Source organism: Arthrobacter sp. YAF17 (assembly GCF_052113365.1).
GTDB lineage: Bacteria > Actinomycetota > Actinomycetes > Actinomycetales > Micrococcaceae > Arthrobacter.
This window is the reverse complement of the sequence record NZ_JBFRDB010000006.1, coordinates 50,728-70,907: the sequence shown is the minus strand read 5'-3', so window position 1 is coordinate 70,907 and position 20,180 is coordinate 50,728. Positions and strand designations below refer to the sequence as shown.

23 protein-coding genes and 3 tRNA genes are annotated in these 20,180 nt (G+C 68.0%); 19 read left to right on the top strand and 7 right to left on the bottom strand.

What is annotated here, in order from left to right; all coding sequences use genetic code 11:
* Positions 1 to 71: 71 nt before the first annotated feature.
* Genes AB4Y67_RS07100 through AB4Y67_RS07090 form a run of 3 tightly spaced genes read left to right on the top strand, consistent with a single transcriptional unit; the run spans position 72 to position 3,195 of the window.
* The gene (locus AB4Y67_RS07100) at positions 72 to 1,235 is read left to right on the top strand and encodes a hypothetical protein (RefSeq protein ID WP_441405077.1); all 1,164 of its coding nucleotides are present in this window, start codon (positions 72 to 74) and stop codon (positions 1,233 to 1,235) included.
* An 18-nt stretch (positions 1,236 to 1,253) separates the two neighbouring features.
* Positions 1,254 to 2,309, top strand: a complete 1,056-nt coding sequence (locus AB4Y67_RS07095) for an ABC transporter ATP-binding protein (protein ID WP_441405076.1) — start codon at positions 1,254 to 1,256, stop codon at positions 2,307 to 2,309.
* Positions 2,310 to 2,352: 43 nt separating this feature from the next.
* Positions 2,353 to 3,195: an ABC transporter permease gene (locus tag AB4Y67_RS07090; protein WP_441405150.1), complete on the top strand. Its 843-nt coding sequence runs from the start codon at positions 2,353 to 2,355 to the stop codon at positions 3,193 to 3,195.
* Positions 3,196 to 3,234: 39 nt separating this feature from the next.
* Here AB4Y67_RS07090 and AB4Y67_RS07085 read toward each other — a convergent pair whose 3' ends face one another.
* The 5 genes from AB4Y67_RS07085 to AB4Y67_RS07065 all read right to left on the bottom strand — a co-directional run bounded on the left by AB4Y67_RS07085 (position 3,235) and on the right by AB4Y67_RS07065 (position 8,347).
* Complete coding sequence (locus AB4Y67_RS07085) at positions 3,235 to 4,686, bottom strand: NlpC/P60 family protein (RefSeq protein ID WP_441405075.1); 1,452 nt, start codon at positions 4,684 to 4,686, stop codon at positions 3,235 to 3,237.
* Positions 4,687 to 4,903: 217 nt separating this feature from the next.
* The gene (locus AB4Y67_RS07080; RefSeq protein WP_441405074.1) at positions 4,904 to 5,836 is read right to left on the bottom strand and encodes a cation diffusion facilitator family transporter; all 933 of its coding nucleotides are present in this window, start codon (positions 5,834 to 5,836) and stop codon (positions 4,904 to 4,906) included.
* Between the two features lie 10 nt (positions 5,837 to 5,846).
* A complete protein-coding gene (locus AB4Y67_RS07075) occupies positions 5,847 to 6,317 on the bottom strand; it encodes a metallopeptidase family protein (RefSeq protein ID WP_441405073.1) in 471 nt (156 codons plus the stop codon).
* Positions 6,318 to 6,338: 21 nt separating this feature from the next.
* A complete protein-coding gene (locus AB4Y67_RS07070; RefSeq protein ID WP_441405072.1) occupies positions 6,339 to 7,367 on the bottom strand; it encodes a DMT family transporter in 1,029 nt (342 codons plus the stop codon).
* Positions 7,368 to 7,465: 98 nt separating this feature from the next.
* Complete coding sequence (locus AB4Y67_RS07065; protein WP_441405071.1) at positions 7,466 to 8,347, bottom strand: ArgP/LysG family DNA-binding transcriptional regulator; 882 nt, start codon at positions 8,345 to 8,347, stop codon at positions 7,466 to 7,468.
* A 69-nt stretch (positions 8,348 to 8,416) separates the two neighbouring features.
* Between AB4Y67_RS07065 and AB4Y67_RS07060 the strand changes: the two genes are divergently transcribed.
* From AB4Y67_RS07060 to AB4Y67_RS06985, 16 genes are all read left to right on the top strand, one after another.
* Positions 8,417 to 9,019, top strand: coding sequence for a LysE/ArgO family amino acid transporter (locus AB4Y67_RS07060; RefSeq protein WP_441405070.1), 603 nt, complete (start codon positions 8,417 to 8,419; stop codon positions 9,017 to 9,019).
* Between the two features lie 54 nt (positions 9,020 to 9,073).
* Positions 9,074 to 9,712, top strand: a complete 639-nt coding sequence (locus AB4Y67_RS07055) for an FMN-binding negative transcriptional regulator (protein WP_441405069.1) — start codon at positions 9,074 to 9,076, stop codon at positions 9,710 to 9,712.
* 149 nt (positions 9,713 to 9,861) lie between these two features.
* Positions 9,862 to 9,934 (top strand) — tRNA-Glu (locus AB4Y67_RS07050).
* 95 nt (positions 9,935 to 10,029) lie between these two features.
* Positions 10,030 to 10,103: transfer RNA gene (locus AB4Y67_RS07045), tRNA-Asp, on the top strand.
* Positions 10,104 to 10,151: 48 nt separating this feature from the next.
* Positions 10,152 to 10,227 (top strand) — tRNA-Phe (locus AB4Y67_RS07040).
* Between the two features lie 248 nt (positions 10,228 to 10,475).
* Entirely contained in the window at positions 10,476 to 10,931 is a 456-nt protein-coding gene (locus tag AB4Y67_RS07035) for a hypothetical protein (protein ID WP_441405068.1), read from the top strand.
* A 151-nt stretch (positions 10,932 to 11,082) separates the two neighbouring features.
* Positions 11,083 to 11,547, top strand: a complete 465-nt coding sequence (locus AB4Y67_RS07030; protein ID WP_441405067.1) for an Asp23/Gls24 family envelope stress response protein — start codon at positions 11,083 to 11,085, stop codon at positions 11,545 to 11,547.
* The gene (locus AB4Y67_RS07025; protein ID WP_069950472.1) at positions 11,544 to 11,735 is read left to right on the top strand and encodes a hypothetical protein; all 192 of its coding nucleotides are present in this window, start codon (positions 11,544 to 11,546) and stop codon (positions 11,733 to 11,735) included. Before AB4Y67_RS07030 ends, AB4Y67_RS07025 begins: the two co-directional genes overlap by 4 nt.
* Positions 11,732 to 12,112: a hypothetical protein gene (locus tag AB4Y67_RS07020; RefSeq protein ID WP_441405066.1), complete on the top strand. Its 381-nt coding sequence runs from the start codon at positions 11,732 to 11,734 to the stop codon at positions 12,110 to 12,112. Before AB4Y67_RS07025 ends, AB4Y67_RS07020 begins: the two co-directional genes overlap by 4 nt.
* 107 nt (positions 12,113 to 12,219) lie before the next feature.
* Positions 12,220 to 12,783, top strand: a complete 564-nt coding sequence (locus AB4Y67_RS07015; protein ID WP_441405149.1) for a DUF6286 domain-containing protein — start codon at positions 12,220 to 12,222, stop codon at positions 12,781 to 12,783.
* Positions 12,780 to 13,391 (top strand): hypothetical protein, encoded by a 612-nt coding sequence (locus AB4Y67_RS07010; protein ID WP_441405065.1) that lies wholly within the window; start codon positions 12,780 to 12,782, stop codon positions 13,389 to 13,391. The genes AB4Y67_RS07015 and AB4Y67_RS07010 overlap by 4 nt, the downstream gene beginning before the upstream one ends.
* A 246-nt stretch (positions 13,392 to 13,637) precedes the next feature.
* Positions 13,638 to 14,915, top strand: a complete 1,278-nt coding sequence (locus tag AB4Y67_RS07005) for an ABC transporter substrate-binding protein (protein WP_441405064.1) — start codon at positions 13,638 to 13,640, stop codon at positions 14,913 to 14,915.
* A gap of 7 nt (positions 14,916 to 14,922) precedes the next feature.
* Positions 14,923 to 15,960: a carbohydrate ABC transporter permease gene (locus AB4Y67_RS07000; protein ID WP_441405063.1), complete on the top strand. Its 1,038-nt coding sequence runs from the start codon at positions 14,923 to 14,925 to the stop codon at positions 15,958 to 15,960.
* The gene (locus tag AB4Y67_RS06995; protein ID WP_441405062.1) at positions 15,957 to 16,844 is read left to right on the top strand and encodes a carbohydrate ABC transporter permease; all 888 of its coding nucleotides are present in this window, start codon (positions 15,957 to 15,959) and stop codon (positions 16,842 to 16,844) included. The genes AB4Y67_RS07000 and AB4Y67_RS06995 overlap by 4 nt, the downstream gene beginning before the upstream one ends.
* Positions 16,845 to 16,854: 10 nt before the next feature.
* Positions 16,855 to 17,109, top strand: coding sequence for a hypothetical protein (locus AB4Y67_RS06990; protein ID WP_441405061.1), 255 nt, complete (start codon positions 16,855 to 16,857; stop codon positions 17,107 to 17,109).
* A gap of 92 nt (positions 17,110 to 17,201) precedes the next feature.
* Positions 17,202 to 18,323: a LacI family DNA-binding transcriptional regulator gene (locus AB4Y67_RS06985; RefSeq protein ID WP_441405060.1), complete on the top strand. Its 1,122-nt coding sequence runs from the start codon at positions 17,202 to 17,204 to the stop codon at positions 18,321 to 18,323.
* A gap of 19 nt (positions 18,324 to 18,342) precedes the next feature.
* On the opposite strand, the gene AB4Y67_RS06980 is transcribed toward AB4Y67_RS06985, so the two are convergent.
* Positions 18,343 to 19,266 (bottom strand): hypothetical protein, encoded by a 924-nt coding sequence (locus tag AB4Y67_RS06980; protein ID WP_441405059.1) that lies wholly within the window; start codon positions 19,264 to 19,266, stop codon positions 18,343 to 18,345.
* A 28-nt stretch (positions 19,267 to 19,294) separates the two neighbouring features.
* Complete coding sequence (locus AB4Y67_RS06975; RefSeq protein ID WP_441405058.1) at positions 19,295 to 20,101, bottom strand: exodeoxyribonuclease III; 807 nt, start codon at positions 20,099 to 20,101, stop codon at positions 19,295 to 19,297.
* Positions 20,102 to 20,180 lie beyond the last annotated feature (79 nt).

The window sequence follows — 20,180 nt, the reverse complement described above, 5'->3', positions numbered from 1 at the left end:
GGAGAGGGTGAAGTCGGCCACTTCCAGGCGTACTGTTGAATCATGAGCTGCAAGGTTGGAGCGCGGTCACAATGACGCGCAAATGGCTGCGTTGGATGCCCGCAGTGGCGGTGCCTGCCGTGATCGCCGCCGGCGTCCTGTCCGGATCCCTTCCCGCGAGCGCCGGAGACCCCCTGCCGGAGAAAACGCCGCAGCAGGTGCTGCTCATGATCGCCCAGCATGACGAGAAATCCCTGTCCGGGACGCTGGAACAAACCTCCGCGATCGGTCTGCCGGAACTTCCGAAATCCGGTCCCGGCGCGGGCTCCCCGGAGACGGCGTGGCTGGAGCTGCTGACCGGACCCCACACCGCGCGGGTCTACCTCGACGGGCCGGAGAAAGCCCGCGTGCAAATCATGGACCGGATGGCGGAGCGCGACGCGATCAAGAACGGCACGGAACTCTGGTTCTATAACTCCAAGGACAACACGGCCGCCCACGCCCAGCTCCCTGCCGATGCGGCCAGCCGCCACAGCGCCCAGCCCGGAACCGTGCCGACCCCGGCGGAACTGGCTGACAAACTGCTCGCCAAAGTCGATGCAAGCACCGACGTGACCGTGGGCCCGGATACCCAAGTTGCCGGACGGGCAGCCTACAACCTCGTGCTCACGCCGCAGTCGGGCGCCACCCTGGTGGGGTCCATCGCCATTGCGGTCGACGGCGGAACCGGACTCCCGCTGGGCGTCGAACTCCGGGCGCGGGGACAGGCGGAGCCGGCGTTCAGCGTCGCCTTCACGAGCCTCAATCTTGACTCTCCGGATTCCTCCGTCTTCACGTTCACCCCGCCGCCAGGGGCCACCGTCAAAGAGATCCCTCTGCCGGACCACAACGCCAGCGCCGCCACTCCGCCGTCGGACCCCGCCCAAGCGAAGGCTGCGAAGCGGCCTGCCGTCACCGGAACCGGCTGGGAATCGGTGCTCGAATTCCCCGCCGGAGCCATCGCTCTTCCGGGCGGGACCCCGCCCCAGGCCGGAGCGCCGGACCCCGCCACCGCCAACCCGCTCCGGCCTGACCCCGCAGCCCCGGAGGGAAGCCGGTCCGGCGCCGCCGCGGTGCTGGAGCAGGCCGCGGTAGCCGTTCCGGGCGGCCGGCTGGTGTCCACATCGCTGGTGAATGTACTGATCCTCGACGACGGGCGTATCCTCGCCGGTTCCGTGCCGTTGGAGCGGCTGCAGGCTGCCGCCACTCAGCGGTGACCGCCCGGTGACCGCCGCGTGACCGCCGTCGGGCCGGCGACGGAACCCTACGGTACGGAACTGAGCATCGAGACCGCCGGCCTCAGCAAGCGCTTTGGCCGCCAGCTGGCCGTCGACGGCGTCGACCTGGCCGTGCCGAAAGGCTCGGTGTTCGGCTTCTTGGGGCCCAACGGCTCCGGCAAGACCACCACCATCCGGCTCATGCTGGGCCTCGCCGCGGCCAGCAGCGGCTCCGTCCGGCTCCTCGGCCAGGAGATGCCGGGGCAACTGCGCGAGGTGCTGCCCCGAGTAGGTGCCCTGGTCGAGGGGCCCGCCTTCTACCCCTTCCTCTCCGGCGCGGCCAACTTGCACCGGTTCGACGCCGCGGACCCGCATGTTCCCGCCGCCACCCGGAAAGCCCGGGTCCAGTCGGCGCTGGAGCGGGTGGGGCTGACGCATGCCGCGGACAAGAAGGTCCGGGCCTATTCGCTGGGCATGAAGCAGAGGCTGGGGATCGCCAACGCCCTGCTGGCGCCCCGGGAACTCCTGGTCCTGGACGAACCCACCAATGGGCTCGATCCGCAGGGTACCAGGGAGGTCCGCAGCCTGGTGCGCTCGCTCGCCGCGGACGGCGCCACCGTGTTCGTCTCCAGCCATCTGCTCGCCGAGGTGGAACAGATCTGCACGCACGCGGCCATCATGAGCGCGGGCCGGCTGGTGGCACAGGGGACCCTCGCCGAGCTGCGCCAGGGCGGGCAGGCCCGGATCCGCGTACTCACGCCGGATACGGGGGCTGCGGCCGACGTGCTGGCCCGGCTGGGCCTGAGCGCGGCCGTGGACGGGCCGGGCGCCGGTGAGACACCGGGCAGGGCCAGCCTCAGTGCGGGCCCGGGCAGGACCGAATCCAACAGTGACGGCGGCGTGCTCTACGCCCCGCTCCCCGGTGCGGCGGGCGATGGCGCAGTGGCACCCGAGGCCGTGGTGGCCGCCCTGGTGGCGGCCGGAGTCCGGGTCCGGGGCTTCGCGACCGAACAGGTCAGCCTGGAAGATCGCTTCGTGGCGCTGACGGGGGAGGGCTTCGACGTTGTCCAGTGAAGATCTTCGTTCCAGTGAAGGAGCCCGCCCCGGCCCGGCCGCGGTGACCACCCGGCGGCGACAACAGGGCAACCGGGGCAGCGGCCTGCTCGCCTCCGAACTCGGGGTCCTCTTCCGCCGGCGCCGTACCTGGGCCATGCTCTGTGCGCTGGCGGCCATTCCGATCCTGATCGCCGTGGCGGTCCGCGTGTCCTCCGCGGTGCCGGCCGGCCGGGGTCCGGCGTTCCTGGACCGGATTTCCCAGAACGGTCTGTTCGTTGGCGTGACCGCGATGCTCGTGTCCGTTCCGCTGTTCCTGCCGCTGACCGTGGGCGTGGTGGCGGGGGACACCGTCGCCGGAGAGGCCGGGCTGGGGACACTGCGGTACCTGCTGGTGGCGCCCGCGGGCCGCGTCCGGCTGCTGCTGGTGAAATACGCCGGGGCAGTGGTCTTCGCCGTCGCGGCGCCGCTCGTGGTGGCCCTGGTCGGTGCCGGAATCGGAGCGGCTCTCTTCCCGGTGGGGCCGGTCACGCTGCTGTCCGGGGATGCCATCGGCGCCGCCGAGGCAATGCGGCGGCTGCTGCTGATCGCCGCCTACCTTGCCGTCTCGCTGATGGGCCTCTCGGCGATCGGTCTCTTTATGTCCACGCTCACGGACGTGCCCGTGGGTGCGATGGCATCCACCGTCGTGCTGTCGGTCGTCTCACAGGTCCTCGACGCGCTGCCGCAGCTGGAATGGCTGCACCCGTGGCTCTTCAGCCACTACTGGCTGGACTTCGCGGACCTGCTCCGCCAGCCCGTCGCCTGGGATTCCTTCCTCACAAACGCGTTGCTGCAGGGCGGCTACGTCGCCGTTTTCGGTGCGCTCGCCTACGGCAGGTTCATCACAAAGGACGTGCTCTCCTAACGTCCGGATCCGGCAGGATCCCGACGGCGGCGGGAAACCTCAGTACCGGGCGGCCACGGGGTGGAGCTGCATCCCGGACATGGAGGCCAGGTCCGTCACGGTAATCCCGGCGTCCTCGTTCAGCGCCTGGACCACCCGCCCGCCGCCGAGGTAGATCGCCACATGGTAGAAACCCGGTGCCGAACCCCAGACCAGCAGGTCGCCCGGCTGGGCCTGGGCGAGCGGAACATGGACGGGGGCCTGGGCGAACTGCTGGGACGCCGTGCGGGGCAGGTACTTTCCGGCCGCGGCGAACGCGTTCTGCACGAGGCCGGAGCAGTCGAACCCGTGGGCGCCGGTTCCGCCGTACTGGTAGAAATAGGGCGCGCCGACCTTGCCGAGAGCCACCGAGATCGCCGTCTGGTTGGAACCGCCCGGCGCCGGCGCCGGCGGAGGCGCGGGTGCAGGCGCGGGTGGCAAAACCGGCGCGGGCGCAGGCAACGCCGGAGCCGGCGGTGCCGGAACGGGTAGGGCCGGCGTGGACGGTGCCGGTGGAACCGGCGCGGGTGCGGCTGGTGCCTGTGAACCCGGGGCGGGTGCGGCCGGTGCCTGCGGACCCGGAAGCACCGGAGCCGGGTTGCCGGAGCCGCTATCGGCACCGGTCCCCTGGCCCTGCCCGGCGGTACCGGTCACTGCGGCCAGCCGGTCCTGCTGGCGCTGCCGTTCCAGGGCATCCACGCGCTCTGATTCCAGTGCAACGGTCGTGTCCCTGAGGTTCGCGAGCTGGTCCACCAGGACGGTCCGCTGTGCGCTGGCCTCGGACACGGCCTGGCGCTGGGCGTCGCTGGCACGTTCGGCGTCGAGCTTGCGGGCCTCCGCCGTCCGGGCCGCCTCGTCGGCGGCACGGTTGGCGTCGGCGGCGGCAGCCGTCAGCGATTCGGCGGCGACGGCCGCGGTTTCCGCCGATTGGAAGGCCCGGGTGCGGCCGGCCGTCACTGCCTCAAGGGTGGCGGCCTGCTGCAGGGCGTTGCCGGTCCCGGTGACAAAGCTGCTCAGAGCCGGATTCAGCCCGCCGCTGCGGTAGAGATCGCCGGCGAGCTGGCCGATCTGCTTGCGCGTCTTCGCCTGCTCCTCGCCGGCTGCCGAGGCCCTGGCGGCGGCAACCGCGGCGGCGTCGCGCCGGAGCTGCAGTTCCACGAGCGCTTCGCCATAGGCGTTATTGGCCTGCAGGGAGGCTTCGAGGCTGGCGTCCTGCGCCGTGGAGGCGTCCGCCAGGAGCCGGTCGATCGTGGCGACCTGTGCCGCCGTCGCACTTTCACTGGCCTTGGCCGCGGCAATCTCATCCGGCGATGGGATCTCCGGCGCAGCCGGAATCTGGACAGCCGGAATCTGGACAGCCGGAATCTGGACAGATGCGGGCGGTGCGGCGTGTGCGGGAATCGCAAGCGTTCCCAGGAGTGCGACGGCGGCGCATAGCGCGGCCGTCTTTCGGCCGGAACCGGTCCAAGTCATGGGCAAACCTCGCTGCAGTGTCGGGCTGGAGCGGGCGAGCGCGGATTCCGGCGCGAGAAACGCCCGGCTGATCCCCCAGCACGGTCGAGGCTACGTGCCAATGGCCACTTTGGCAACACGGGTCACATCAATAACATAAACAACAACTATGTCATTTGGTCACATTTGGGCAGAGCGTGTCGGAGGGTGCCGCCGCCCGGTGCTTTGAATTCCGGACTTAGGCGTGCTGGTGGGATTCGTGCTCCGCGTGGGAGGCCGGTTCCAGCTGGAAGGTGCAGTGCTCGGTGTCGAAGTGCGAGCCCAGGCAGCTGACCAGCTTGTCCAGGACCTGGTCCGCGCCGCGGGCTCCCAGTGCCGCGTCCTCCACCACCACGTGGGCGGAAAACACCGGCACACCGGAGGTGATGGTCCAGATGTGGATGTCGTGCACGGACACCACACCCTCCACGGAGAGGATGTGCTCGCGGATCAGCTGCACGTCCACGCCCTTGGGGGTCGCCTCCAGCAGCACATCCACCACATCGCGGAGCAGGTGCCAGGCCCGCGGCAGAATCATCAACGCAATGACGATCGAGGCGATGGTGTCCGCCGCCTGGTATCCCGTGACCATAATGACCACGGCGGCGGCGATGACGGCGAAGGAGCCCAGCAGGTCGCCCAGGACCTCGAGGTAGGCGCCCCGGACGTTGAGGCTCTCCTTCTGGGCGCCGCGGAGGATCAGCAGGGAGACGAGGTTGGCGACGGCGCCCAGGACGGCCGCGTAAAGCATGACGTCGGTCTGCACCTCGGGGGTGGAGCCGAAGCGGCGAATCGCCTCCGTGAAGATGACCACCGAGATGACGATCAGCACCAGCGCGTTGGCCAGGGCGGCCAGCACCTCGGCGCGCTGGTAGCCGTAGGTACGCTGGTCGCTGGCCGGCCGGCCGGCGATCCAGGCGGCCAGGAGGGCGATGGAGACGCCGGCCGCGTCGGAAAGCATGTGGCCGGCGTCGGCCAGCAGGGCGAGCGAGCCGGAAATCAGCGCGCCGGCGATCTGGATCAGGACGACGGCGAGGGTGATGGCCAGGACGGCGACCAGGCGCTTCCGGTGCTTGGCTGTGCCTGTGCCAGAGGCCCTAATCCCGTGTGTGTGGCTGTGGTCGTGTCCCATGCCTACAAGGCTAGCCCCAGCCGAGCTCGTGCAGGCGCTCGTCGCTGATGCCGAAGTGGTGCGCGATCTCATGGACCACGGTGACCGTCACTTCCTCGATCACGTCCTCACGCGACTCGCAGATCTCGAGGATCGGCTGCCGGTAGATGGTGATGCGGTCCGGCAGGGAACCGGCGTCCCACCAGGAGTCCCGTTCGGTGAGCGGCACACCCTCGTAAAGGCCCAGCAGCACGGTGTCAGGATCCTCGCCCGGCTGCGGGGTGTAGTCGTCCTCGATGAAGATGGCCACGTTGTTCATGGTCTTCGCCAGCTCCGGCGGGATCTGGTCCAGGGCGTCGCTCACGGCGGCTTCGAAGTCGTCTTGGGACATCGGGAACGGGGCGTGATCGTGGTTGGCGCCGTTCCCGCCGTCGTCGGGGTTCTCGGGGTTCTCCGGGCCGTCCGGAACGATTGGCAGGCCGGGCGGCAGGGAAGCGGGCATAGCTGAAACTCTAGCGCCGAATCAGCGGGACCGGCGCCGGGTCAGCCCCACCCCCACGAGGCAGATGACGCCTCCCACCAGGCCCCAGACCGTGGGGATCTCGCCGAGCACCAGCCAGGAGATCAGGATCGTGGTGCCGGGCACGAGGTAGGTGGTGGCCGCGAGCCGGCCGGCGTCGATCAGGGACAACGCATAGGCCCAGGTGGTGAACGCGATTGCGGTGGGGAAGATGCCGAGATAGACCAGCCCCAGCGTCGCCGGCAGCGGGGCCGCCTGCAGTTCGGCGATCAGCTGGCCGCTGAAGGGGAGGCAGCAGACCGCGCCGACCAGGATCCCGAACCAGGTGGCCTGGGCCGCGGGCAACTTCCGGAGGACCGGTTTTTGCACGATCACACTGACCGCGGCGAGAGCCGCCGCCAGCAGGCACAACAGCACCCCGGCGACGTCGGCCGTGGACCGCTGCCCGGACCCCAGCGCTATCACCGCGACGCCGCCGAACGCGACGAGGCTGCCGATGATCAGCCAGCGGGGGAAGCCCTCCTTGAGGATCACCCCGGCCATGATGGCCACCAGGATCGGGTTGACGTTGATCAGCAGCGCGGCCGTGCCGGCGTCGAGGAGGTGTTCGGCGGCGTTCAGGGCGAGGTTGTAGCCGCCGAACCACATCACGCCGTAAGCCAGGATGGGCCACCACTCGCGGCCCCGGGGGAGGTTGGGGTTCTTCAGCAGTTGCGGCAGCACCACCAGGCCCAGGACGACGGCGGCGATCGCCAGCCGGCCGAGGGTCAGGGAGCCGGGGGAGAAGCTGGGTCCCACGGCCCGGATGCCCACGAAAGCGGAGGCCCACAACACCACGGTGACCACGACGGCGGCGATGCCGAGCCTGCTGATCTGGCCCGGCGGGAGGAGCTGCTTCGCGGAGTTTGCGGGGTTTGCGGGGTCCGCCGGGTGGGCGGGCTGGGAGGCGGGCGCGTGCGGCGGCACTTCGTGGGTGCCGTCCGGGCGCGCGCTGTCCGGTTGGGGGGAGCCCGTCTGGGCGGTTGTTGCCATGCTGCCAATCTAGCCGGTGCAGGGGCCCGGTGACTGGCGGAAATCGGTCACGTCTAGGCGAGTTCCTGCCAACAGCGGGGCTGCCGTCTAAGGAGGGTTCACCGCAGCGGGCGGGCGGCCGCCTGGATGGCCGCCGCAACCTCGTCGAGGGCCGCCGAGCCGTGCCGCCACTGCTGCCAGTGGAGCGGCACATCCACGTGCGCGGCGGCGTCCATGGACGCCAAGGTTTGGCGCTTCAGCTCCTCCGAGACCTCGATTTCGGGGAGGAGTCCCCACCCCATGCCCCAGCGGATGGCTTCCCCGAACTCATGGGCGGCCGGGACATAGTGCCGTGGCGGCTGGAGGGTCTTGCGGCTCACGCCGCGCAGGTAGCGGTCCTGCAGGTCGTCCTTGCGGTCGAAGACGATGACGGGCGCGACGGCGAGCGCGTCCGCCGTCGCGCCGACGGGAAACCACCGTGCGGCGAAGTCCGGCGTGCAGACCGGCAGGTAGCGCATGACGCCCAGGCGCCGGGACGAGCAGCCCGGCGCCGCCTTGGCCGTGGTGGTGATGGCAGCGGCTGCAGCGCCGCTGCGGAGGAGTTCCAGCGAATAGTCCTGGTCCTCGCGCAGGATCTCCAACTGGACCTTGTCCGCCACCGAGGCCAGTCCGGGCAGGGCCCAGGTGTGCAGGGAGTCGCTGTTGATCACGAGGGTCAGCCGGATGCTGGCGGGCTGCGTGCCGGGCTGCAACTCTTCGGCCAGATCGGCGGAGAGCATTTCCAGTTGCCGGGCGAAGCGCACCACCGCCTGCCCGGACGGCGTGAGCCCGACGGGCCGGGTCCGTGTCAGCACCGGCCGGCCGACCGCCACCTCAAGGGCGCGGACACGCTGGCTCACCGCCGACGCCGTGACCCGGAGGTGGCTGGCGGCGGCCTCGAAGCTTCCGTGCGCCACGATGGCGGCCAGGGTCCGGGCCTGGTCCGGCTGAATATCAATCATTAGCTCATCTTATGTTGGCCAACATTTGTTAACTGGTTTCATGTTCTGGTCGCCCGTACCGTGGATCCCGTGATCCCTTCCCTCGTCTCCGGTCTGGCCAGCGGGCTGGCCCTCATCGTCGCCATCGGTGCGCAGAACGCCTTTGTGCTCCGCCAGGGCGTCCAGCGCTCGCATGTCCTTCTGGTTGTTGCGGTGTGCGCCGTCTCGGACCTGGTACTGATTGTGCTGGGGGTGGCCGGCGTGGGCGTCCTCATCGAGCGGGCGCCAGAGGTCCTCGAGGTGGTGCGCTGGGCGGGTGCTGCCTTCCTCCTGGCGTACGGGGCAATGGCTGCGGTGCGGGCCATCCGCGGCACGCAGGCATCCCAGCCGGCGGCCGGTCACAAGGGAACGTGGGCAGCCGCCCTGGGAACCTGCCTGGCGCTGACCTGGCTGAACCCGCACGTCTACCTCGACACCGTGCTGCTGCTGGGGTCCCTGGCCGGCGCCCACGGCGCGGACGGGCGGTGGTGGTTTGCCGCCGGAGCCGGGCTGGGCAGCGTGGCGTGGTTCGCCGCCCTGGGCACCGGCGCCCGGTACCTTGCCCCGTTGTTCGCCCGCCCGGGCAGTTGGCGCGTGCTCGACGCCGGCATCGCCTTGGTCATGGTCACCCTGGCTGTCATGCTCGTAGCCTGAGAGGGTCAGCTGCCCCGTTCATCGCGCGATACACACCCGACAAAGGAACCGTCCATGTACATTCCCTCGCATTTCGCCGCTGACCCGGACGCCGTCAGGGACCTGCTCGAGAACCCCGGGGCGGCCAACCTGGTGACGGCGACGGCGCAGGGCCTGCTCGCCACCCTGCTGCCGTTCGTCTATGACCCGGAGGCTGGCGAGCATGGCGCGCTGCTGGGCCACGTTGCCCGCAACAACGATCAGTGGCGGCTGCCGGCGCTGGGTGAATCCCTGGCCATCATCCAGCGCTCCGATGCCTACATCTCCCCGAACTGGTACCCCACCAAGGCCGAACACGGCCGGGTGGTGCCGACGTGGAACTACACCACGGCCCACGCCTACGGCAGGCTGGTCATCCACGACGACCCGGCCTGGGTTGAATACCTGGTCCGGCGGCTGACCACACAGCACGAAGCAGCCTGGGAACGGCCCTGGGCCGTGGACGACGCGCCTGCGCGTTTCATCGCCGGACAGCTCCGGGCGATTGTCGGCGTCGAGCTTGTCATCACGAGGGTCGAGGCGAAACGCAAGCTCAGCCAGAACCGGTCGGCTGCCGACATTGACGGCGTCATCGCGGGTTTGCGGGCCAGGGGAGACCTGGAGTCGGCGGCCGATGTGGAGCGGGCCCGGCAGGACGCCGCCCGGCGGGGCTAGTCGCCGCCAAATGGGCGGCAGCCGCTGATTTTGGATAATCCGGAATCTGCCCTTATAGTTTTATAGTCCAGTTCGGAGGAACCCGAAAGGACAAAAACGGAAGGCCTCGGCCCTTAATTTTTGCCTTTGTTCAACCGGATGGCATCCTGGCCCCCATCGTCTAGCGGCCTAGGACACCGCCCTTTCACGGCGGCGGCACGGGTTCGAATCCCGTTGGGGGTACGCAAGGAACTGGTCAAACCGGGTGTGAAAGTCTGGTAGGCTAAAGGCCTTGAAAAATTGCGGTAGCGATACTGCAGACAAGAAATAAATAGCAAGGCCCTGTAGCGCAGTTGGTTAGCGCGCCGCCCTGTCACGGCGGAGGTCGCGGGTTCAAGTCCCGTCAGGGTCGCTCTGATTGCCAGAAGAAATTCCGGCTCTCATGGTGACATGTCACCTAGGCTCTGTAGCTCAGTTGGTAGAGCGTTCGACTGAAAATCGAAAGGTCACCGGATCGACGCCGGTCGGAGCCACCACTGGGAAGCATCAGTTCTTCGGAACTGGTGCTTTTCTTCTTTTAACCCCATCGGCTGCTCCGTAGTTGCCCTTCAGGCGGCCAAAAGGGCGGGTACGGAGCAGCCGATGGAAGGTTCGACGGCGGCGGTCGTTTTGGGGGCTGGCCAACCGGCCGGGCTAGACTCACACGCTGGGGAAAGAACGCCAAGACCGCCGGCAGCGTGTCGGGCCGACGGTGCAATCTCAACCGAAAAGTGATTCCAAGAACGTGATTTTGAAGAATGTTGCGCGTCCGCTGACCGTAAGCGCCCTTCTGGCGGCCCTTGCACTCACCGCCTGCTCCGCACCGGAAGCCGGCAGCGCGCCGTCGTCCGCGGCAGCCAGCCCCGCGCCGTCGTCCGCGACCGCGAGTCCCAGCAAATCTTCCGGCCCGTGGGGTGACTTCGCCACGGCTGCGGAGGCCTGCACCACGATTTCCGAACAGGCCACCGGTTCCACCCTGCTTCCCCTCTCGGCGGCGAAGGGATCGGCGGCCGAATTGGAGCAGACCAAGGCCGAGCTGACCCGCACGGCGGAACGCGCCCCGGACAGCGTCAAGGCAGACTTCACCACCCTCAGCCAGGTGGCCATCGCCGGCATCAAGGACCAGACGGTCTTCTCCAGCGGAAAACTCCAGGACGCCATGGCTCCGGTGCAGACCTGGCTCGCCACCAACTGCGGATAGCGGGCCCGTTCAGCCCGCTTCCCCGGAAGATAGCCTAGGCGGGCCGGGTGCCGGCGCAATTTCCCTGACAGGGCACGGCCTTCCCGGGCCAAGCGGCCACCTTGCCCGGCACAGGTACTAGGGTGGTCACAAAGAGAAGGGGGAGAGCCTCATGGAATACCAGGATCCTCAGCCCGGAGCGGCCCAGGTGCCCGAGCCCGCCACAGCTTTGCCCGTGCCCGGCGGCGGCCGCACCGTCATTTCCGAAAACGCCGTCGCGAAGGTTGCGGGCATCGCTGCCCGTTCGGTCCCCGGCGTCTACTCCCTGGGATCGGGCCCGTCCCGCGCTCTCGGCGCGTTCCGTGATGCGGTGGGCAGCTCGGACCACGCCGCCGGCGTCCGGGCCGAGGTCGGTGAAACGCAGGTCGCCGTCGACATTGACCTGGTGGCGCTCTACGGCACACCCCTTCACGCCCTGGCAGACCAGATTCGTGCCGCCGTGTATGCGGCAGTCGAGGAGCTCGTCGGCCTCCAGGTCATCGAAGTCAACATTGAGATCAACGATGTCTACGTCCCCGGCCCGGCGAAGCCCGGTACCGCGGCCGAGGCCCGGCCCGCGAGGGAGGCAATCCAGTGAACCTGACCGTGGTGGGGATCGCAGTGGGCGCCTTCGTGGCGTTTATGTCGTTCCAGTTCGGCGTCTGGGGATTCCTCGGCGCCCTGCTGTTCATGGGGATCGGAGCCCTGCTGGGGCGCGCCGCGGAAGGGAAACTGGACCTGCGCAGTGTGCTTGACGCCCTCACGGGCCGGCGTTCCTCCTCATGAGCGGCCCGGCAGGTGCTGCCCACGCCGCCGCGATGGCCGGACACACCCGGGTCAGCACCCAGGCGCTGACCAGCGTGGCGCAGGCGGCCGCGGCAGAAGCCCTCGGTGTTCCGCCGCAGGAGGTCCGGGCAGAATGGTCCGACGACGACGGGCTGCTGGCTTTGTCCCTTGTCGCGCCCATCACCGTGCCGCCGCTGACCACGGTCGTGCGGGACGCCGGACGGGTCGCGGGCCTCGGCGGCTCCATCTGGGACCGGGCAGTGGCCGCCAAGGCGGTCATCCTGCGCCGCGTGACCGAGCTGAGCGGTGCCCGGCTGAGCAGGGTGGACATCCGGATTGGCGGCGCCAGCATGAGTGAAGGAGGGCGCGTCCATTGAGCCACAACACCGAGCACGATTCCAGCCCTGGAAGCTACGCCCCGCCAGCTCCCAGTGCCGCGCCTTCGGCCGGCAATGAAGCCCCTGCCGGGGGCGGCGCTGCCGGCATGGAGCAGATCCTCAAACGAGAGACCCACTCTTCACGGGCCGTCGCCTCCATTATCGCCGCCGTACTCGTGGTGGGGCTGTGCGGTTATGCGCTCCTGGAAACCGCGGTCCGGGCCGTCGGACAGCCGCCCTGGCTCGTGGATCCGCAGACCGCGGCAGAGCGTGCGGTGGCGCTCCCGGCCGGGGTGCCGCCGCTCCTTCTCGGCGTCACCGGCGCGGTGGTCGTGATGGCAGGGCTGTTCTTCTTCCTGAACGCGGTGCTGCCCGGACGCCGCGCCCGCCACATTTTGCGGGACCGCCGCGCCGCCGTCGTCGTGGACGACGAAGTGATTGCCTCCGCCCTGGCACGCCGGGCGCGGGTGGCCGCCAACGTAAGCCAGGAACAGGTGATGGTGACGGTGTCCCGGCAGCAGGTGCAGGTCAACGTCCGGCCGACCTCCGGCGTGCCGCTGCGCCCGGATGCCGTCCTCGCCGCCGTGCAGGAGGAGCTCCGGGACATGGCGCTATCCCCGTCGCCGGATGTGCGCATCAATGTGGCGCCGACCGGGGTGGTCGGGGCATGAACGGCACCCCCAGGATCCTCAACCGGGTACTGATCGGCGTCCTCGGCATCAAGCTCCTCGCCATCGGTGCCATGCTGATCCTGCTTGCCACTGTGCCGGCGGTCGGGGTGTGGTGGCAGGACTGGTCCGCCGGCGTCTGGAGCATCTGGCGTGATCTCTTCGAACGCACGCGCTTCCCCGGGCGGTCGGAGAGCTGGCTCTGGATCGCGGTGGTCCTGGTACTGCTCCTGGTGATTGGCGCCATGGTGGCGTGGGTCGCCCAGCAGGGCAAGGGCCGTGCCAACCTGCTGGTGTCCGAGGAGGACCCGGGCGACGTCCCGGGAAACGTCAGGATCGGAAGCGGCGTGGCCGAGCAGGCCCTCCGGGCCGCCCTTGCGGACCGTCCGGACCTGGCCGGCGCAACGGTGGCGACGTACGAAGTCCGCGGCGAACCGGGCCTGAGAATTCGGATCCAGCCCCGCCAGGGTGTGGCCCCGCACAGGCTCACGGCCGACGTTTCCGCCCTCGTGGAGGCGCTTGATGTTGTGCTCGGCAAGCGCACCCCGGTGCTCATCCACATCGCGTCCGGTGCGCGGTCGAGGTTCGGTCGGGCTGAACGGGTCCGCTGATCCCGGCTGTGAGGTTTCGGCAACAACTTTGGCGCTGCCGCTGCGAGGGCAGCCGGGCGAGCCGATGGGGCCGACATCCGTGAAATGGCGCGGATTGTCCCACCCAGCAACGGATCGGAATAGGGTCTCCTTTCCGTAAAGCTTCCATGTAAACGCTTGCATTCCTCACCGGATGTTGATTAGTGTGATGGGCACCACAGCAACGCACCGCCGTTTTTATCCGGTACTCAGCGAGGAGCCCCCAGCATGAAAACACCGAAGTTTCTACTTCCCGTCGCCGCAGCAGGCGTTCTAGCCCTTACCCTCTCGGCCTGTGGCGGCGGGGGCGGCACCACCGCCGGCGCCGACGCCGAGCAGGGCCTGGACAGCCGCGGACCCATTACCTACGTCCAGGGCAAGGACAACAGCAACGTTGTCCGCCCGCTGATCGAGAAGTGGAACGCTGCCCACCCGAACGAGAAGGTCACGTTCAAGGAGCAGACCGACCAGGCCGACCAGCAGCACGATGACCTGGTCCAGAACTTCCAGGCCAAGAACGCCAACTACGACGTCGTCAGYGTCGACGTGGTGTGGACCGCCGAGTTTGCCGCCAAGGGCTGGCTCCAGCCGCTCAAGGACAAGATGGCGCTGGACACCTCCGCGATGCTGAAGCCGACGGTCGAGAGCGCCTCCTACAAGGGCACGCTCTACGCGGCCCCGCAGAACTCCGACGGCGGCATCCTGTACTACCGCAAGGACCTCGTCCCCACGGCGCCCAAGACCTGGGACGAGATGATGAGCATGTGCTCCATCGCCAAGGAGAACAACATCGGTTGCTTCGCGGGCCAGTACGCCAAGTACGAGGGCCTCACGGTGAACACGTCTGAGGCCATCAACTCCGCTGGCGGTTCCGTACTGAATTCGGACGGCAAGCCGAACCTGAACACCCCTGAGGCCAAGGCCGGCCTCGAATCTCTGACCAAGGCATATGCCGATGGAAACATCCCGAAGGAAGCCATCACCTTCCAGGAGGAGCAGGGCCGGCAGGCGTTCCAGGACGGCAAACTCCTGTTCCACCGCAACTGGCCCTACGTCTACAACCTGGCCATGACGGAAGGTTCCTCCAAGGTCAAAGACGTCCTCGGCATGACCGCGCTGGTCGGCGCGAGCGGCCCCGGGGCATCGACGCTCGGCGGGCACAGCGCCGGCATGAGCGTCTACTCGAAGAACAAGGCCACGGCTTTGGACTTCCTGAAGTTCCTTACCTCTGAGGAGACCCAGAAGTTCTACGCCACGCAAGGCTCACTTGCTCCGGTCCTCGGCGCGCTCTATGACGACCAGGAACTTGTCACCAAGCTCCCGTACCTGCCCGTGCTGAAGACCTCGATCGAGAACGCCGTGCCGCGCCCTGTCACCCCGTTCTACCCGGCCGTCACCAAGGCCATCCAGGAAAATGCGTACGCTGCCATCAAGGGCGAAAAGACCGTAGACGCGGCCTTGTCCGACATGCAGAAGTCCATCGAGTCCGCTAGCGCGGGACAGTAGTCCAGTCATGGCTACCGAACTAGGCCCGACGCCGGTCAAGGAACCGGCGTCGGGCGGTGCTCCGATCCACCACGGCCCCAAGGGCGTGGGCGAGGACAACGCAATAGCGAGCMAGGGCAAGTGGGCGTCGTGGCTGCTGGCGCCGACCATCGTTGCGCTGGCGATTGTGATCGTTTACCCGATCATCAGTGCCATCGTGATGTCGTTCCAGAAAGATGCCGGCCTGGACCCCGTCACGGGTCTCTTTACCGCCGGCGGCCCGGCTGGTTTCTCCAACTACACCAACTGGCTCTTCCAGCAGTGTGCCGCCCCGGGCGGCGGCACCGTGGCCTGCCCGCCGGGAACTTTGGGCGCGCAGTTCTGGTCCGCGACCGGGACCACCTTCTACTTCACGATTGTCACCGTCACCCTTGAGACGATCCTCGGCTTCTGGATGGCGATCATCATGGCGCGGACCTTCCGCGGCCGCAGCCTGGTCCGCGCGGCCGTGCTGGTGCCGTGGGCCATCCCCACCGCCGTCACCGCGCAGCTGTGGCTGTTCATCTTCGCCTTCGAAGGCATCGGCAACAAACTGTTCAACACGACCATCCTGTGGACGGGCAGCGAAATCCCGGCCCGGTGGGCGGTCATCATCGCCGACACCTGGAAGACGACGCCGTTCATGGCGCTGCTGATCCTGGCCGGCCTGCAGATGATCCCGGCCGAGGTCTACGAAGCGGCCAAGGTCGACGGCGCCTCCGCCTGGCAGCGGTTCCGGATGATCACCCTGCCGCTGGTGAAGCCGGCGCTGATGGTCGCCATCCTCTTCCGGACGCTGGATGCCCTGCGCATGTTCGACCTCCCGTACATCCTGACGGAAGGCTCCAACAACACCACTACGCTGTCCATTTTGGTGGTCAACCAGATCAGGCAAGGCTTCAACTCCGCCGCCGCCTTGTCCACCATCACATTCATCATCATCTTCATTGTGGCCTTCATCTTTGTCCGCTTCCTCGGAGCGAACGTCGTGGAGCAGCAAACCGGCGCAGGTAAGGGGAAGAAATGACCGCCGCGACCGAACTCCGGGCCGAGCAGGACCGAGGCCGCAAGGCGGCCCAGAACCGCGAGAAATGGGCGAGTGTCCGCACGTACGTCAGCGCCGCCGTGATCCTGTTCTGGTGCCTTGCACCGGCGTACTGGATGGTGGTGACGGCGTTCCGCGACGTGGGCTACACCTACGACACCTCGCTCCTGCCCACCCACGTGACACTCGACAACTTCAGGACGGCGTTCGACACGTCCTTCGGCAACCACTTCGCCCAGGCGCTGCTGAACAGTGTGTTCATCGGTGTGACAGTGACCCTGATCTCGCTGGTGCTGGGCGTGTTCGCGGCCTATGCCCTGGCCCGGCTGAACTTCCGGTTCAAGTACCTGGTGCTGGGCTTCATCCTGGGGGCGTCCATGTTCCCCGGCGTCGCCCTCATCACCCCGCTGTTCCAGCTGTTCACGAATATCGGCTGGATCGGCACCTACCAGGCGCTGATCATCCCCAATATCTCCTTCGTCCTCCCGCTGACGGTCTACACCATGACGTCGTTCTTCCGGGAAATGCCGTGGGAGCTTGAGGAAGCGGCCCGCGTGGACGGGTGCACCCAGGGGCAGGCGTTCCGGAGGGTCATCATGCCGCTCGCTGCACCGGCCATCTTCACGACGGCGATCCTGGCGTTCATCTCCTCATGGAATGAGTTCCTGATCGCCAGTCAGCTCTCGAACGACAAAACCCAGCCGGTAACAGTGGCCATTGCCAACTTCGCCGGTGCCCAGCCGCAGCAGATTCCGTACACCGCGATCATGGCCGCCGGAACGATCGTCACAATTCCGCTGGTCATCCTGGTGCTGGTCTTCCAGCGTAAGATCGTCGCTGGCCTCACCGCCGGCGCCGTGAAGTGACGGCCCGGCAATGAACGCCAAGCCGAGCCGTGGTCTGGTGCGGAGCGAACACCGTCGTGTCCGCTCCGGCGAGGACTTCGACATCATCATCGGGCTCCTCGGTTTCTGGGCGCTGGTGCTGTTCGTGGTCACCGTCTGGATGGAGGTGACGGGCCAGCCGGCGCTGGGCTGGGCCCTGGGCCTGCTGGCCATGGTGCTGGCCGTGTACGGACTGATCCGGCTGCGTCGCCGTCTGCCGGAAAGGACGGCAACCAGGCGCAACTGAGGGCCGGAGCTGCGGCTCTGGGTCGCGGGGGCGGGCAAGGAACTCCTGCGTCCGGGCATCAGGCGGCAGCAGACAGTCGACAAGGGGACACGGTGGCAAAGACAACGGACAGGGCGCAACGCGGAGGACACGCGGGCGTCAGCATCGAGGACGTGGCCCTGGCTGCAGGAGTTTCCACCGCCACCGTGTCCCGCGCCGTCCGCGGCCTGCCCAGGGTCTCGCCGGCCACCCGGGAGAAGATCCTGGGTATCGCCGAGGACCTGGGCTACGTCGCCTCCTCCTCGGCTTCCGGGCTGGCAACCGGCCGCACCAAAACCATCGGAGTGCTGGCCCCGTTCGTCAGCCGCTGGTTTTTCTCCAAGGCCATCGAAGGTGCGGACCGGGAACTGCATGCCCGGCAGTACAACCTCTCGCTGTTCAATCTCGGCGGCCACGGCAGCAACCGCGAGCGGCTCTTCAGCAAAACGATGGTCTACAAGCAGATCGATGCGCTGCTGGTCCTGTGTATGGCGCTGACGCATGAAGAGATCGAACACCTCCAGAAGATCGACATCCCGCTGGTCGTCGTCGGCGGCCACGTCGAAGAATGCCCCTACATCGGCATCGACGACTACGCCGCCGCCGCCACGGCGGTGCGGCACCTGATCGGACTGGGGCACACGGAGATCGCACTGCTGCACGGCGACGACGAAACCGACCTCAACTTTGACGTCCCCAGGGTCCGGATCAAAGCCTTCCAGGAGGTGATGGCGGAAGCCGGCCTGAACGTCCGGGAGGAATGGGACGAATGGGGCGATTTCACCGTCCCCAGCGGCCAGAACGCCTTCCGCCGGCTTTGGGACAGGCCCGGGCCGAAGCCCACCGCCATCTTCTGCGCCTCCGATGAGATGGCCATGGGGATCATCTTCGAGGCCACCCGGGCCGGAGTCCGCATCCCCGAGGAACTCTCCGTAATCGGGATCGACGACCACGACTTTTCCGAGGCCATGGGCCTCACCACCGTCAGGCAGCGCCCCGACGAGCAAGCCGAACTGGGCACCAAAATGCTGCTGGACGAACTCGATGGAAATGAGGGGGCAGTGCGCTCCACGGTGGCCCCGCACCAGCTGATCGTCCGAAGCACAACGGCGCCGCCCCGCAACGCCGGCGCCGAAGCCGGCAGGGCCGCGCGGGGTGCAGGGACCCGGGAGCAGGGCGGCCGGCAGCCCGCCTAGTCAGTGCGGAACCAGTTCCTCAGGAAGCGCGGGCGAGTTGCCGGATCGGGATCCAGCGGGACGCCAGCCGGCGGTAGGCAGCGGCCGCCCCGGTCATGTCCCCTTCAGCCAGGCACTCGATGCCCAGCCTGACATCCATGGGCGACTCATCCGGGTAGACCTTGTCCGCCACGGCGCCGTAGTCCAGTTCCACCGTCGACTCCGCGTGGAAGAGCTCCAGCCATTCGGTGAGCTGGGTCAGGTCCTCGAGCATGTCCAGGTCCGGCGCAGCGAGGGCCAGATGGGCCACCGCATAGCGGACCCGCTCGAGGGCTTCGCCGATGGTCGCGCGGATCCGCACGGTGACAATGTGCCCCTCGGATTCCACCACGTCCGTCGGATCCGATTCCTGGAAGAGGCAGAACCAGCTGAACGGGATGCCCCACGTGGATGCACGGGTGTGCACACGGCCCAGCCCAGCGTGCGCCCGCACATCATCGATGCGTTCCTGGTGCTTGTCGCGCTGCTCCTCCGGAATCAGCAGCTGCGCCAAAGGCCCATGGATGCCCTCCATCAAAGCGTTAGCGGCCAGCCCGGCCCGGAGCACCAGCTGGCTCGGGCAGTACAGCAGGCCGTCCGGATGCCCTGTGCCGGGCGTGCCGGCGTCGGGAAGTCCTCCGCCTGCCGTTGGCGATGCTCCGGGAGGGCTGTCCGTGCGGGGTGCCGCAAGGATGCGGACCAGGTCCGTCGCCCCGGTGGGGAACGGGTCTCCGCCCGGGCGGGTGATGCGGCCAAGGGAAGCGAGCAGCTCGGCGTTTTCGACGGCCGCGCGGGAGACGCTCCGGGATCCCGCCTCGCGGAGGGTCTGCTGCTGGCCCTCCGGGAACGCCGCCAGGGGTTCGTAGATCCGCAGCGCCGAGGAGAACGGCAGCCCCGCCTGTCCGTGGTAGAGGTTTCCCGTCATTGGATTCCGTCGCTTCCCTGTGGCCTCATCAGTCACTCAGCTCCACGATTACGGGGGCGTGGTCCGAGGCGCCTTTGCCTTTGCGTTCCTCGCGGTCGATCGCGGCGCCGGTGACGCGGGCGGCCAGTGCGGGGGAGGCGAGGACAAAGTCGATCCGCATCCCTTCCTTTTTCGGGAAGCGCAGCTGTGTGTAGTCCCAGTACGTGTAGACGCCGGGTCCGGGGGTATGCGGGCGGACGACGTCCTGGAAGCCGGCGTTCTCGAAGGCGTGGAAGGCTGCCCGCTCCGGTTCGCTGACGTGGGTGAGGGCGTTGGCCCGGAAGTAGTCGATGTCCCAGACGTCATCGTCCTGCGGGGCAATGTTCCAGTCGCCCATCAGGGCGATCTGCGCCTCGGGGTCCTCCCGGACCCAGCCCTCGGCATGGGTCCGCAGCGAGTCCAGCCAGCTGAGCTTGTACGGCATGTGCTCATCGTCGAGGGCCCGGCCGTTCGGGACATAGAGGCTCCAGACCCTGACGCCGCCGCAGGTTGCGCCGATCGCTCGGGCCTCCTGCACGGCGTCCTTGCCGTTCTTGCCGAAGACCGGCTGGTCAAGGAAGGTGCGTTCGACGTCGTCGAGCCCTACCCGGGAGGCGATCGCCACGCCGTTCCACTGGCTCAGGCCGAAGTGCGCCACCTCGTAGCCCATGCTCTCGAACAGCTCCCAGGGGAAGTTGTCGTCCTTGCACTTGGTTTCCTGGATGGCCAGGACATCACAGTCGGTGCGCTGAAGCCAGGCTTCAACGCGGTCAGCACGGGCACGGAGCGAGTTCACATTCCAGGTAGCTATCTTCACAGTCCCTAACTTACCGAACTTGGCTGCCGGGCGAAGCTGCCGGCCGGCCACGGCCCCTCTGGAATTTAGTAGGAAGTCC

What these genes read in the sequence shown, in the direction of transcription:
- AB4Y67_RS07100 (WP_441405077.1), top strand. Translation starts at nt 72, where the DNA reads ATGACGCGCAAATGGCTGCGTTGGATGCCCGCAGTGGCGGTGCCTGCC.
- AB4Y67_RS06980 (WP_441405059.1), bottom strand. Translation starts at nt 19,266, where the DNA reads ATGACGGGAAACCTCTACCACGGACAGGCGGGGCTGCCGTTCTCCTCG.
- AB4Y67_RS06990 (WP_441405061.1), top strand. Translation starts at nt 16,855, where the DNA reads ATGAACGCCAAGCCGAGCCGTGGTCTGGTGCGGAGCGAACACCGTCGT.
- AB4Y67_RS07065 (WP_441405071.1), bottom strand. Translation starts at nt 8,347, where the DNA reads ATGATTGATATTCAGCCGGACCAGGCCCGGACCCTGGCCGCCATCGTG.
- AB4Y67_RS07075 (WP_441405073.1), bottom strand. Translation starts at nt 6,317, where the DNA reads ATGCCCGCTTCCCTGCCGCCCGGCCTGCCAATCGTTCCGGACGGCCCG.
- AB4Y67_RS07010 (WP_441405065.1), top strand. Translation starts at nt 12,780, where the DNA reads ATGAACGGCACCCCCAGGATCCTCAACCGGGTACTGATCGGCGTCCTC.
- AB4Y67_RS06995 (WP_441405062.1), top strand. Translation starts at nt 15,957, where the DNA reads ATGACCGCCGCGACCGAACTCCGGGCCGAGCAGGACCGAGGCCGCAAG.
- AB4Y67_RS07055 (WP_441405069.1), top strand. Translation starts at nt 9,074, where the DNA reads ATGTACATTCCCTCGCATTTCGCCGCTGACCCGGACGCCGTCAGGGAC.
- AB4Y67_RS07080 (WP_441405074.1), bottom strand. Translation starts at nt 5,836, where the DNA reads ATGGGACACGACCACAGCCACACACACGGGATTAGGGCCTCTGGCACA.
- AB4Y67_RS07015 (WP_441405149.1), top strand. Translation starts at nt 12,220, where the DNA reads ATGGAGCAGATCCTCAAACGAGAGACCCACTCTTCACGGGCCGTCGCC.
- AB4Y67_RS07020 (WP_441405066.1), top strand. Translation starts at nt 11,732, where the DNA reads ATGAGCGGCCCGGCAGGTGCTGCCCACGCCGCCGCGATGGCCGGACAC.
- AB4Y67_RS07070 (WP_441405072.1), bottom strand. Translation starts at nt 7,367, where the DNA reads ATGGCAACAACCGCCCAGACGGGCTCCCCCCAACCGGACAGCGCGCGC.
- AB4Y67_RS07085 (WP_441405075.1), bottom strand. Translation starts at nt 4,686, where the DNA reads ATGACTTGGACCGGTTCCGGCCGAAAGACGGCCGCGCTATGCGCCGCC.
- AB4Y67_RS07030 (WP_441405067.1), top strand. Translation starts at nt 11,083, where the DNA reads ATGGAATACCAGGATCCTCAGCCCGGAGCGGCCCAGGTGCCCGAGCCC.